General features: G+C 43.4%; 10 protein-coding genes. 6 read left to right on the top strand and 4 right to left on the bottom strand.

From position 1 onward, the window contains the following. The first annotated feature begins 296 nt into the window (after window positions 1–296). Window positions 297–1,556 carry a restriction endonuclease subunit S gene (locus tag ACTNB8_RS13910; protein WP_441055652.1) on the top strand — a complete coding sequence of 420 codons (1,260 nt, stop codon included), beginning with the start codon at window positions 297–299 and terminating at the stop codon, window positions 1,554–1,556. Window positions 1,557–1,574: 18 nt separating this feature from the next. Beyond that, window positions 1,575–2,141: a restriction endonuclease subunit S gene (locus tag ACTNB8_RS13905; protein WP_441055650.1), complete on the top strand. Its 567-nt coding sequence runs from the start codon at window positions 1,575–1,577 to the stop codon at window positions 2,139–2,141. Between the two features lie 44 nt (window positions 2,142–2,185). On the opposite strand, the gene ACTNB8_RS13900 is transcribed toward ACTNB8_RS13905, so the two are convergent. The 3 genes from ACTNB8_RS13900 to ACTNB8_RS13890 are packed head-to-tail and all read right to left on the bottom strand — an operon-like array spanning window position 2,186 to window position 5,597. Then, on the bottom strand, window positions 2,186–2,995 hold the full coding sequence (locus ACTNB8_RS13900) for a tyrosine-type recombinase/integrase (protein WP_441055648.1): 810 nt from the start codon (window positions 2,993–2,995) through the stop codon (window positions 2,186–2,188). A gap of 41 nt (window positions 2,996–3,036) precedes the next feature. After that, entirely contained in the window at window positions 3,037–4,581 is a 1,545-nt protein-coding gene (locus ACTNB8_RS13895; RefSeq protein WP_441055646.1) for a restriction endonuclease subunit S, read from the bottom strand. Beyond that, entirely contained in the window at window positions 4,581–5,597 is a 1,017-nt protein-coding gene (locus tag ACTNB8_RS13890; RefSeq protein WP_441055644.1) for an HsdM family class I SAM-dependent methyltransferase, read from the bottom strand. The genes ACTNB8_RS13895 and ACTNB8_RS13890 overlap by 1 nt, the downstream gene beginning before the upstream one ends. 235 nt (window positions 5,598–5,832) lie before the next feature. Here ACTNB8_RS13890 and ACTNB8_RS13885 point away from each other — a divergent pair, with 235 nt between their 5' ends. From ACTNB8_RS13885 to ACTNB8_RS13870, 4 genes are read left to right on the top strand one after another with little or no spacing between them, the layout of a single operon-like run. Further along, window positions 5,833–7,242 (top strand): hypothetical protein, encoded by a 1,410-nt coding sequence (locus ACTNB8_RS13885; RefSeq protein WP_441055642.1) that lies wholly within the window; start codon window positions 5,833–5,835, stop codon window positions 7,240–7,242. Next, on the top strand, window positions 7,239–9,908 hold the full coding sequence (locus ACTNB8_RS13880; protein ID WP_441055640.1) for a hypothetical protein: 2,670 nt from the start codon (window positions 7,239–7,241) through the stop codon (window positions 9,906–9,908). The genes ACTNB8_RS13885 and ACTNB8_RS13880 overlap by 4 nt, the downstream gene beginning before the upstream one ends. Beyond that, window positions 9,895–11,787, top strand: a complete 1,893-nt coding sequence (locus ACTNB8_RS13875) for a hypothetical protein (RefSeq protein WP_441055638.1) — start codon at window positions 9,895–9,897, stop codon at window positions 11,785–11,787. Before ACTNB8_RS13880 ends, ACTNB8_RS13875 begins: the two co-directional genes overlap by 14 nt. After that, window positions 11,769–12,305 (top strand): hypothetical protein, encoded by a 537-nt coding sequence (locus tag ACTNB8_RS13870; RefSeq protein WP_441055636.1) that lies wholly within the window; start codon window positions 11,769–11,771, stop codon window positions 12,303–12,305. Before ACTNB8_RS13875 ends, ACTNB8_RS13870 begins: the two co-directional genes overlap by 19 nt. On the opposite strand, the gene ACTNB8_RS13865 is transcribed toward ACTNB8_RS13870, so the two are convergent. Further along, the gene (locus ACTNB8_RS13865) at window positions 12,306–13,688 is read right to left on the bottom strand and encodes a Mu transposase domain-containing protein (RefSeq protein ID WP_441055634.1); all 1,383 of its coding nucleotides are present in this window, start codon (window positions 13,686–13,688) and stop codon (window positions 12,306–12,308) included. Between the last annotated feature and the right edge of the window lie 96 nt (window positions 13,689–13,784).

Here is a 13,784-nt window from a genome sequence, read left to right as displayed (position 1 = left end):
ATTTCAGGGAAAGTAACTATATTTTAATTGATTACTGACCGGTGTTCAACCGGTTGGGAAAGGTTTGGAAGAGTTACTTCTACCACTGTTTTTGCAATGGTAAGTTCCAGTTAAGACCTACTGGAACTGGAATTTACTTTTCCAATTGACCCCTATACACTTTTTATACCGATAATTTGCCTTATGAGAAAGTCGGTAAAAACGAGCTGGTGTGCATTGCAGATGAGGTTCCATTTGACATTCCAGATAGTTGGGAATGGGTGCGACTGAGTAAAATCATTTACAACAGAGGACAAATGACACCTACTGCTGATTTCTGTTATATAGACATTGGATCTATCGATAACAAAAATCAAAAACTAAGCGATGAAGAAAATATAATTGCTGCGGATAAGGCGCCTTCGAGGGCAAGAAAAATTGTCGCTATAGGTGACATTCTGTACTCTACTGTGCGTCCATATCTGCATAATATGTGCATCGTTGACCGCTCCTTTAGCCACCAACCTATTGCCAGTACAGGCTTCGCTGCCCTTACTTGCCATACCGGATTTTACAATGAGTTCCTATTTTATTATCTGATGTCACCAGACTTCGATGCGTATGCAAATGACACGGACAATGCCAAGGGCGTTGCTTATCCTGCGATCAACGATAATAAACTTTATCAGGCACTTATACCGGTTCCTCCTGAAGCGGAGCAAAAACGAATTGTAGAAAAAATCAGAGGAGTATTGCCTTATGTTGATACATACAGAACTGCATACTCTGAAGCAGAATCTCTAAATAATGCTTTTCCTGATAGACTAAAGAAATCTATCTTGCAGGAAGCGGTTCAAGGAAAACTTGTTCCACAAGATCCTGCTGACGAACCTGCTTCTGTCCTTCTGGAACGTATTCGTGCTGAAAAGGAACAGCTGATTAAGGATGGAAAAATCAAGCGAGACAAGCACGAATCCGTCATTTTCAGAAGGGATAATTCTCATTATGAAAAGCGTGGTTCAGAAGAAGTTTGTATTGATGAAGATATTCCTTTTTCTCTTCCAGACGGGTGGTGTTGGTGTCGTTTCTCTAATATTTGCTACAAACTAACCGATGGATCACATAATCCTCCACCAAAGAAATCAAAAGGTTTTAGGGTTATTAGTGCTAGAAATATCAGAAATGGAAAAATCCTATTTACGGATGAAGATAGATTGTGTGATCAGAAGGGATTTGATAAGGAAAATCCAAGAACACAAATTTCAAAAGGCGATGTCATTCTTGGCATCATTGGTGGCAGTATCGGAAATACGGCAATCTATGAGCATGATGAACCCGTTATCGCACAACGAAGTATTGCTATCTTCGGTGCATTGATAAACAATCAATACATGAAATTGTTATTGGATAGTCCTCTATTTCAACAGCAGTTCACCTCAAAAAGTAATGGAACTGCACAAGGTGGAATTTATTTAGGTGAACTTGCAAATATGTTGGTGCCGCTTCCTCCTGAGAATGAGCAAAATAGAATTCTTACATCCGTGAGTGTTTTAGAAAAGAAACTTGCAAGTATGTAAAGTTCTCATTATGAGAAGTTGGACGGGATCGAGCGTTGTATTGACGATGAGATACCTTTCGATATTCCTAATACATGGGAATGGGTTAGGATGGGTTCCCTGCTTACAGTCAATCCAAGAAACGTTATTTCTGATGATACCATTGTTGGATTTATGCCAATGCCTCTTTTGCACGATGGCTTTAACAATAGCCATACTTTTGAGGAAAAGGCATGGAAGGATGTAAAATCCGGATTTACCCATTTTGCCGACAACGATGTTGTCATTGCGAAAATAACTCCATGTTTTCAGAATAGAAAGTCTGCTGTGATTTGTAGCCTTCCTAATGGATATGGTGCCGGTACAACAGAACTTCATGTACTTCGTGACTATACAAAAATATTGTATATGCCATACTTTTTGCTGCTCTGCAAAACCCACGCTTTTATCCAAGACGGTATAAAAAATTTTACCGGAACGGCGGGACAACAGCGTATCAGGAAAGATTTCATTTCCAATTATCTTGTTCCGCTTCCTCCCGTGGCGGAGCAAAAGAGAATTGTCCAACGAGTAAATTTCGTGATTGAATCCTTTGACATTCTATAAAATCAGGCATACACTTCAACAATCCGAAGTGTATGCCTTTTCTTTTACCAATCTACGATTGTATCCACAATTTCTCGCTGCTCTGTAGCTGTTTTTCTGAGGTAAATACGGGTGGTTTCAATGCTTTCATGCCCCATGAGGTCGGCAAGGAACGCTATGTCATTGCAGCGCTCTAAGAAACTTTTGGCAAACCTATGGCGGAACGAATGCGGATATACAACTGCCGGATTGATGCCATATTTTACGGCCAGCTTTTTCAGTTGTCCCGAAATACCACGAGTGGTAATTCGTTCCCCATATTTGTTCAAAAAAAGGAAGCCGCTATCCTGGTGCTTTCCAGCCAACCAGGAAAGGGCTTCCTTTTGCAATTCTTTCGGGATGTAGATCCTGCGTAGCTTTCCACCTTTTGAATAAAGGTCGAGGTGACCAAGCTTAACGTGTTCAACCTTGATCTGGATCAACTCACTGACTCTGGCTCCGGTTGCCGCCAGAAAACGGATTACAAAATACCAGAACATTTCATCATCATTCTTGAGGCAGGACTTGAAATATTCGTAATCCGCTTCGCTGATCACATTTTCCAGAAAAGCTTTCTGCTGCACTCGGACAAAGGGGAGTTTCCACTTTTCTTTACCGATACATTCCAAGTAGCAATTGATGGCTCGTAAACGGAGATTAACCGTCTTTGGCTTGTAATTCTCGATCAGCCATACTTTGTACTCACGCAGTTTCTTCTGGGTGACATCATCGTACTGTTCTCCGTACTGCTTAATAGCAAATAGATACGATGAAATTGTGTTTTCTGAGAGGTTTGTACCCCTCAAGTGTCTTTCAAATTTTTCTTTTTCTATCATGGCGAAAGACCTCCTTTCGCCAGATATTATACAATTCTGTGTTAAATTAGCGTAATCTTATCAAACAATTCTCTCTGTTTTTCAACGATGCGGCGTTGCTCTGCTAACGGTGGAATAGGAAACAAGAGGTTCATAACGCTACTACGGTCTATTCCGGGAATAACCCCCTGTCCCTTGGATTTAATTTTGTCGAAGTTTGCCTGAAGGAACAGACGAATATAGCGCATATCAAGTGTTACGAGCTTTTTTATTGCCATGATTTGTCTTGCAATATGTGCTTCTTCAATATCACAAATCACAGTTTTGCCATAACCTGAACCTTTGCACACCAATAAAACATCACCACGATTAGCAATTACTCTTGGTGTTTCTGTCCAACGATTCAGCAAAATGCCATCGTCTGACAAACTACTGGCTCCTGTAATATAAGGCGTTCCTTTCCGTGCATCATTATATTCTTCGGGCTTAAAGTCTGTTCCTGAAAGCAACGAAATAACCTGACCAAATCTTGTCCATTCCCAGCTATCTGGAATCTCAAACGGTATCTCATCGTCAATACAACGCTCAATTCCGTCCAACTTCTCATAATGAGAATTATCCCTTCTGAAAATGACGGATTCGTGCTTGTCTCGCTTGATTTTTCCTTCTTTAATCAACTGTTCTTTCTCTGCACGAATGCGCTCCAGAAGGACGGAAGCAGGCTCGTCAGCAGGATCTTGAGGTACAAGTTTGCCCTGTACCGCTTCCTGTAAGATAGATTTCTTCAATGTATCTGGGAAAGCATCGTTTAGATATTCTGCTTTTGAATATACTACATCATATTCAGCCACACTGCCCATAACTACATTAATCTTTCCTACAATGCGAATCTGCTCTGACAACGGTGGTATTGGAACGAACATATTTCCTAATGTTTTTCCGTTGCAGTTGGGTTGCGCTGTCGCAATAGTACCTTCTCTTAACTGTGACCAGTACAATTCGCTCTCCATAAAGTATTTCAAATATTGTGGGCATAGCTGATCACTATATCTGGTTCTAATTAAGTAGCCAGCGTAGATTGCTTCTTCAGGAACGTCTTGTACAAGATAAGACTTTCCAACGGTTCCACCTGTTCTCGCAAATAGAATATCATTTGGCTTCAAAAGGTATGTGTCAATCTCACTTTCCTTTATCTCACAATAGGGAACTGTTTCCCACAGTACTGAATTGTTTTGAATATCACTTATACGGACCATTTTTATTCGCCCTGTTTCCTGCGCCGGTGCATTGTAACCATATTGAATAGATTCAGATAATGTTCCCCAACGCACCCACTCCCAACTTTCAGGAATATCAAAAGGTACCTCATCTGCAATGCACACCGGCTCGTTTTTACCGACTTTCTCATAAGGCAAATTATCGGCACCACGGAAGATGTAAGAAGGGTTCTTTTCCTTCTTAATTTTGCCTTCTTTGATGAGCTGTTCCTTTTCTTTTCTTATTCTCTCAAGTAATACAGAAGCTGGCTCATCGTTTGGGTCTTGCGGAACAAGTTTGCCCTGAACAGCCATCTGCAATATTGAGTTTTTCAGCTGTTGCCCGGTCATTATTCTCCCTCCAAATCAATTCCCAATATCTCCGTAATCTGAGTCAGGATGCGGTCGATATCCGCATTCAGGCTTGCTCGTTTTTCCTGATACTGCTGAATCAGTTCCTTAGGCGGCAGAATTTCTTCTTCCTCGTGAGGATAGCCGCAAAGGTCGATATTGTAGTTTCTCGCAGCAATTTCTTCTTCGGTATATTTCTTTGCCTTGTCAAATCCATCTACATTGATTTCTTCTCTGTTGTTCCACCAATCCATAGCAGGATCAAAGTGTTTGAGTTCCATCGGCTTAGTCTTGGAGAAGTTCTTGTAACCCTCTGGCATATCCAGACGATAGAACCAAGTTTCTTCTGTGGGCTTTGTATGGTCAAAGAACAGAATGTTGGTGGTGATGGATGTGTAAGGCGCAAATACGCTGTGCGGCATGCGGATTACAGTATGCAGATTGAACTCTGAGAACAGTTTCTTTTTGATAGCAACCTTGGCATTATCTGTGCCGAACAGGAAACCATCAGGTAGAATAACAGCCGCACGACCGTTCTTTTTCAAACGGTACATGATAACAGAAATAAAGAGGTCTGCCGTCTCGCTGCTTGCCAAATCTGCTGGGAAGTGGTTCTTCACTTCTGTTTTTTCGTTACCACCGTAAGGAGGATTCATCAGAATAACATCAAACTGGTCATCCAGTGTGTAGTCCAGAACATCCTTCAACAAAGAGTTGTCATGGTAGATTTTCGGCACATCTATGCCATGTAACAGCATATTTGTGATACACAGCATATAAGGGAATTGTTTCTTTTCTATTCCGTAGATGGAAGTATCATAAGCAGCCTGGTCTTCTGTTGTTTTAACTTTTGGAGCAAGCTCTTTCAGCCAACTGGTGAGGAAGCCGCCAGTGCCACAGGCAAAGTCTGCAACTTGTTCGCCAATCTGCGGATTAATCATCTTTGCCATGAAATCAGTCACAGCACGAGGGGTGTAGAAATATGGTGTTTTTGTAAATGTCCATCTTTTTGTCAAGGTACTAAGAATGGTATATTTACGGGCATTTCTCCCCTTTAGTATAGCATTCTGAGCCTTTCTTTTACATATTTTCCGGTTTTACTCATATATCATCTTTGCTAATTATTTTACACACTATACATGCATACGATATTTCTTCTCGTGTTCATATTTTTATTGCATTTCTACACGCCTGTGGTATAATTATCGCATACGGTATTTTTTTAAATTTGTAAACACTTATGGAGACTGTATGTACATCATTGAAGAGAAGAAGGCTACCAACGAGAGCTACTATGTGAAGACGCTACGGATTGACGGCAAGAAGGATACCGTCACCACGGTGTATCCTCGCGCTGTTGTCCTGCCTTACAAGAAGAAAACCTATTATCTCCTGTATAATTCCGACATGCAGCTCGACTATGATGCTTTCGCTTACATAAACATCACGCTCTCTGAGCGTTCCCGTAACACTATGGTTCGGGCGCATGAGGCGCTGAAATTTCTTGAAGCTTTTCAGGAGCTTATCGGGAAGAATCTTGCTGATTTTCTTCCGGAGGACATAACTGCCCTCAAATATTTCCTCCACGGGTACAATCCAACGGGAATGGTCTATGAGATGCACCTCCTCACAGTCCGTTCGAACGCGACCGTGAATGGCTATCTCTCTGTTTACAGACGCTATCTCCAGTATCTCAAGGTTGCGGAACATCCTCTCTTTGACACTACTGGTAGTCTTACAGTCATCCCAGCCTTTAAAGAGACATCAGACCACTTCAAAACAGAGACTTACCGTTCGAGTGAGCGGAAACCATCAAAACCTGTTGAGGTTCCAGCATATATCAGCGTTGATGAATTCTTACGTGTTCTTGAGTATGTGAGGAAGCAAGATGACCTTGAGGCTGAGATCATCATTAGGCTTATGTATCAATGCGGAATGCGCCTTGGCGAAGTACTTGGCCTTACTGCCGATGATCTTGTTATGGAAGACAGAAACAACCTTTTTACTCGTGACGGGTACACTTATTCAGATGATTTCATTCCGATTGCTTACATCCGTAACCGAGTGTCAGACGACTATGAATCCCAGAACGCCAAGTCCTGTCTGAACGTCATAAGCAGGTCTCAGTACAAAACATCGGAATACAATCAGTACTTTGACGGGTACCAGTTCGTTGTCGTTCCACAGGATCTGTTCGATCTGATTGATCAATACATCAATACAGCGCATACAGACGCCCGTGAGCGCTCTAAGGCTTCCCATGACAGATATTTTAAAAAAACGATTGCGGACCGTGTAAGAGATTCCGAAGAAAGCGAAGGAGAAAACTACTATATCTTCCTCAATTCTGTTGGCACCCCGTTGATGAAGAGCAGCTGGAACAATAAGCTCCGTAAGATCTTCGAAGCATGTAATCTCGAAGTAGATAAAAGGAAGCGCAAGAACAACCTGAATCACAGATTCCGTCATGGCTATGCGATGTTCAACGTGCAATACTGCCATGTCAACGAGGTTGAACTTGCGGATCTTCTGAGACACAAGACCACTGCCGCTGTTAAGTGCTACTACAAGCCGACAAAATCCGACCAGATTGCACTGAAGACCGCTTCTCTTGACGAGATGTACAACCAGATTCCTGGATTAAAGCGAGATGACTTATGACAAATGATATCGAAATAATCTTCACAGACAGTCGTGCCTTTAAGAAACTTCGGGATGACGTTACCCGTCAGGCTGTTCACGACTTTGTGATACAGCAGACCTTTTACAAAAATCCTAAGCTGTGCCTGGCAAATCTCTGCTCTTGCGTTGCAGATATGTCTATTTCTAACATTTCTGTCACCATGCTTATTGCGCACCGTTCATCATGGTCTGTACCTGGTTATAGGAAGATGTTCCTTTCTTTTCTGGAGTTCGCATGTGAACAGGGATACATTAAGGCTCCAAGGGTCAACAGGCTTACCGACTTCAAACATGTCCTCAGTCAGTTGTCCGCGAGCGAACAGGCAACTTTTTATCTTCTAAATGATGACGATGAACATTATTCAAAGTTTCAGGAGTCTTCGCTTTTTGAGAACCTTACCGATGATTATTCCATACCAACTTACTCGGCGGTTCCAGATGTGACTGATGACCAGATCAGTCTCTCGATGACCAGATACTTCGATAATGTAAAGTTTTCTTCAACGCTTCCGACTACGCGTAAGGCCGCCGTTCTTTCAAGAGCCAAGAAGCTGTGCAGTACGATTTTTCATTCCGCAGATAGTATTACGATAGACCAGTTCGTCAAAGGGTTCCAGATGGCCGCAAAGGGCAAAGCAGCTTCTTCAAGTAGATCCGTTCTGATGGAAGCATTGTTTGGCATGCTACTCCAGTTCAATGAAGACGGGCTTATTACTGACAGACATTTAAAGGCATTAGTACTATCTCGAGAAACTTACGACACTGTTTCTTTGCAGACGGTGAAAGAGATCTTGCAGTCCGAGCATCCTGAGTACTGGTGCGTCGTCAGTGCTTTCAGCAACTCCAAAGTGTTTCGGACAATGAAATATATCAACTGTGCCTCAAAAGAAATCCGTGAGGCAGTGCATTCTTTTCTAAACACTCGTGTTGATAAAGGAGACCATATCACTTCTTTTTGTGAACATTTCGATGATTCTTTACAGGGACTTGAAGTAAACGGGCTCGCAGATCTCGGTTTCACAAGTTTCACTAATCAGGTTGACTACTTCCAATCGTATGCTTCAAAACAGAGAAAGACCACTCGTGCAGCAGTGGTCGTATCGTTCTATCTTTATCTCGCTCAGCATGCGAATGAGAAGCTGTTCGAAAAAGAAGGCGTCCCTACGTCCCTGCTGACCAGGCCTTCGTTTGCAAACGAACTTAAAGACGGATTTAAGGTAATCCTTTACAACCTTATAGAGGACGTCCCTGAGGCTGATAAGTGGCTTCTTTGCTATAAGAAGTACGACCGTGACACCGTCATAAGGGTATTTAAGCTGGACTTTACACGGATAAACGACCCTGTGTATCGCATATGGTATAAGCACTACGTATGGAAGGATAAAGTGATGATGTATACAAAAGCGCATCCTATCTCCATACTTGCTTGGGCTTTCAATTACCTTGCGAAGATCAAGTCTGGAAAGATCAGAACGATATTCCCGGTTTCGCAGAACCATGAAGTAATAACAGTTACAGATGCTTCAGCCTATCGTAATCATGTACTGGCTTCATTCGACAATAACAGAACGCGTAGCGGCTACATATACAATCTTCGGAATGTCCTCCGTCATGTTAGTGCTAACAAGTTGGGAGAAATTGACAACGGTGTATTTTACGCTCTGACCCATACGTTGGACCAGAGCTACGATAATACACACCCCATCTCTAACAATGAGCTTAGCAAGATTGCCACGGTCTTTAAGCGAAGGGCAGAGGAAGATCCCGTTGCCGATGTCTTTATGTCGATATTCTATCTGGCACTGGAGACAGAATTCCGTGGTTCCCAGATTGTCGATCTGAATAAAGACTGTCTGCACGAGACCGCCAAGAAAGGAGAATTCGAAGTTGTCTCAGAGACAAAGACTTCAGCCGATGAAGTAGTTGAACAGCCTATTTCATCTTACGTTGAACGTGGAATCCGGCACGTGATTGCAGTGACTGAAAGTTTCCGCGAAGCTTCGACCAATACCTGGCTACTGAATAAACTGTTTGTGATCCCAGGACCAAAGAAAGGGACATACGTCAAGGTTTCGCAAAATCGCTTTAACGTCTTTTTTCAGGACTGCTGTAAGGAAGCAGGTGTCCCTGCATACACGCTGTCGAACCTCCGTGATACTCACATGACTAAGGCAGAGGAGTACAGGATTCGTCATAACCTCTCCGACTTGGAGCAGGGAGTTCTGACAGGTCATAAAACAACTACTGTTGATGACAGGAACTATGTCAGACTCGAAATTCGAGAAATGCTCGAAGCTGTCCATGGTGTGACCATCAGTAACGTAAAACTTGATGGCACGATCATAACGAATGATAACCCCGACATCTGCACGACAGAAAACGAGGTCGCAGATGGGTGTGGCTTCTGTAAGAGCGACACCTGTGGAATGATGATGAACCTCGATTGCCCGATGTGCAACGACTTCGTCACCACCATTTCAAGACTTCCATACTTCGAAGAACAGGTGCGGATATTGGATAAAAAGATTGAAGCAGCTACCGTTCCGCATGACAAGGAGGATCTGGTAGTCATTAAAGTGCTGATGCTTCGTTACATTGAGGAAATTCTGAATCTTAAGGAGAGGATCGAGAATGCCGAAAAGTAATGCCATATATATTACTGAACTAGATACTGAGTACACTATCCCGGAGGAGTATGCGTCCAAGGAGATGTCAACCTCAAGCTATATTGGGGAGTTAGCTCGGATCAATAAGCTCCCCTTCTCAAAAGGAGACATCTACTACAATGATGATCTGTGGGATTTTTCAGATTTCACAGACCTGAACATCCTTAAGAAAAATCTCAAATACAACTTCGGCATGATGGGAAACAGTGCGTTCAAGAATACGATGAAAAACTATGTGCTGCTGACCATCCTAGAAAACAAGATCAAGCTCCAGTCCTTATACAAGCGTTTTATAATGCTGAAGAACTTCTTCCTGTACATCGAAGAGAATTATCATGTGTACGCTGTTGAAGACATATCGATAGCAATCCTCAAGAAATACCTTCTGAAAGTGAGGAATGAGGAATCTATTACAAAACTTCGTGACACGAAAACGTATCTAAAGAGGTTCTTCCTGCAATACAGTGCACATTTTACGGATGTCTACTCAAAGGGAATGCATGACCTTTTCGAGCAGGATAACTACCGTGAGTATGTTGCCTATCAGTACGAGCATCGTTCATCGAACATTCCCGCAGACTATTTCGATAACTTTGTTTCTGCCTGCGTCAAGGTGATGAATGACACTAACGCATCCGCTCTGTACCGAGCAATAGCCTGTGTTTATATCATCTTAGCTGAAACAGGCCTCAGAATCGGCGAGATTTTATCCCTGCGGACAAGTGCCTTGCGGACAACGCAGATCTTCAATGGAGAAGAAACAAATTATCTCGAATACGAGACATGGAAGCGTGAAGACGGGAATAACGTTTCCTCTGCCGCGTTCACATACATCAACGAATTAACGAAAGAAGCCTTTAACGTACTTGTATCGGTCTATGCAGACAGAAGGAAGAAGCTTGGGGTCGACTATCTGTTCCTTGGAAGCGAAAGCACCAAAGACATCCCTGTGAACAGTGAAAACTTCAAACGATTGATATACTCATTTTTTATCGATCTGGATAATGCGGATCTACTAAAGACCGTGGATCTTCCGGATTCCAAGTATCCCGGAGTCCATAGATTTAACATCAAGGCTCTTGACCGCAAACGGGTACGCTGGTCGCACAAGGCTGACGAACCCCATATTACGACATTGGCTGTGCCTGTATCTCAACAGTTCCGCTTTCATTGTTGTACCGTTCTTGCTTCTAAAGGAGTCCCACTGGAGTATATCAAACGCTTCATGTCCCATCTGACAAATGACATGGTAAGATATCATATTCTCCCGACGAAGTCTCCACAGGAAAACATGGAGTTTACGCTGAAAACATTGCGTGAGGTTGTCTCTGGAAAAGCAAAGATTCTTGGCAGTGCTAAAGGGCTGCCCGATAAGATTGAAGAATTCATCAAGAAGAACAACTTCCATGTCGAAAAGGATCTGGATGCCATCTGTGAAGGACTTGCCAAAGACATCCCTATTCGTCAGAAAACTGGTGGTGTCTGCATCAAGTCTTCTCCGCTCCGTGACTGCAGTCTTGATGCCAAGACAAACCGGCTGTACTGTGCATACGGCGTTTGCCCTAACATTGTACATTTCTACTACATGGCAGACATCAGCTACAGGCAATGCAAGGAACTTGAGGCGTCCATTCAGAGCAATACTGCGCGTGGTCATCTGAAACAGGTGCAGAAGGAAAAGCACATGCTTTACAACATCGCAACAGACCGTCTGATTCCAGAGCTGAAAGACCTGAAAGAAGTCGTACAGCGTGATGGCGTGGATGCTGTCTACATGGAGCATCCTTCGCTGAAGGGCATCATTGAAAACTTAGAACAGATTGAGAAGGAGGCATCCGAATGGAGCTCGAACAGATAATCAAAGAAAATCTTGCCGCAATCAATGAGGACTACGATATTCTGAAACCCTTTATGCAGAACTGGCTGAAGAAGGTTGAGGCGGCTATTCAGAGCAGGCATAACGCCCAGGCAGAAGCTGTCAGCACCCTTAAAGGCATAGACTACTCAGTCAAAGCGATTGCAACCGAAATTGGGGCTTCAAGAACCACTATGTATAATCACGAACAGCTTCTGAGACGATATATTGAACAGTCAGCGGCTACAGCGTCCTCTGATAGCCCCTATTCAACTATCGCAAGACTCCAGACCGACAAAACAAACCTGCAGGATAAGAACACCAAGCTGATGCAGAGGGACGTTGAAACGGCGCTTCTAAAGGCGCAAAACCGCGATCTGTCAGCCTCCCTTGAAGGAAAGAATGCCGAGATAGAACGTCTTCAGAAGCGGATTTCCGAACTCTCTGAAGAGAACCAATTCCTCAAAAAAGGAAACGGCCCGACATCACATCGAACCGTCAAAGCTTTTAAAAAGACCTGATTATTCATTATTGTAAAAATTATTGCCTGTTTTCAGCAGTTCTACGATATATCGGTACTTAGCACTTCGATCTTCAGTGGCTCTCTTGCATGCCTCTTCTAAGGTACGAGAGCCGTATTTTGATGCCATGTGCAACAATGCGCTACATTTCTTAAAAGCCTGCACCGCAAAGGGTGCCTTATCGATCCAGTTCTCAATAACGGAAGTAGTTGTGGGACCGATCTTATTAGCCCACGAAATAAGAGAGCTTACAGAAGTTTCTCCCCATGGGATTTCCTCATCAGGTACGAGATGATCGGGAACTGTCTTATACTGACCTGGCATTCCCTTCAGCCTACTGTGAACAGCCACCATTTCAACCCCGCAGTAGATCTCCACCTGATTTTCCGAAATGTAGGCAACCAGTTTATCATGTCTGTTCTCAAACGGCACCGAGTAATACATCCCATCGATTTCGACGTGGTAATTCAATTGCGGAACAACTTCAGTATACTCCACAAGGTCATAATCCCTATCTGTCAGAGGTTTCATAGCGTTCCTCTCAAGGTTATACGCATCGTTTCTTGTAAATCCAGGATCATCTGACCATGGCATGTCATTTCGCGCCGAGCAGATAGATTTTGCGATAAATGTAGGTACTTGTACCGGAGCAAGCCCTTTATTTAGAGCCGCCGTGGTTTCCGCAACAGCCTCTTTCAGGACATTTCCGAATGCCGCTTTATTGTCTATCGCCTCCAACCCGTAATACGACAGACAGTCTTCTGTAACGTCTCTGAAGGCTGTCGGCACACGGTTGAGGAAGCAATAATGATCAGGTATACTGCCAAGTTGCTTCAGGATTTTGATAATGGCGTGTACCCAGGAACGCTGTTTCCCGTCCTTTACGATCTCCGCAACAATCATGTGGCAGAACAATACCTCCGCGAAGATTACTCCGTGTTTCTTGCCGTCTACGTCCGTATAGGCATATCTGATGGATTGGAACACAAGGAGGGAGCGGTATTCCGGTATTGGCATTTCTTGTTTCCATTCAGAAACGATATTCTGAAACATAGCCCTGCTGTAAGGCTTTGTCCCTGACGCTTCGCAAGCAGCATCGTACTCCTTACGGACTCTGGTAAGGTTGTAGCCAGGAAGAGCGAGGAGGAACAGCGTTCGATCACGATCCGGCATCCGTTCTGCCTTCCCTTTCTTGGGGTGGAGCATCCTGTGAAGCTCCAGATCCGTCATGGGCGGGTTGAGCGGATACGGCAAATGATATGCCTCTGCAAGCTGCAAGACCTTGATAACAGTCTTTCTTGAGCATCCCAGAACCGTGTCCGCAATCTCAGAGTGGTTCAGGCCTTCGCTATTCAGTTTCAGAATGGCATTATACGGGGTCATGTATTCACTCCTTGATAATTGTTGCGTACTTCTTTACCGTGTTTCTACTCAGAGCATATTTCTTCATTCAGGCCGTTTGTTTGACAGTCTGCCACA

The sequence above is a fragment of the Blautia sp. HCP28S3_G10 genome, assembly GCF_052065235.1.
Lineage (GTDB): Bacteria > Bacillota > Clostridia > Lachnospirales > Lachnospiraceae > Blautia_A.
The sequence above is the reverse complement of the archived record's forward strand: the minus strand, read 5'-3'. Positions and strand labels throughout refer to the sequence as shown.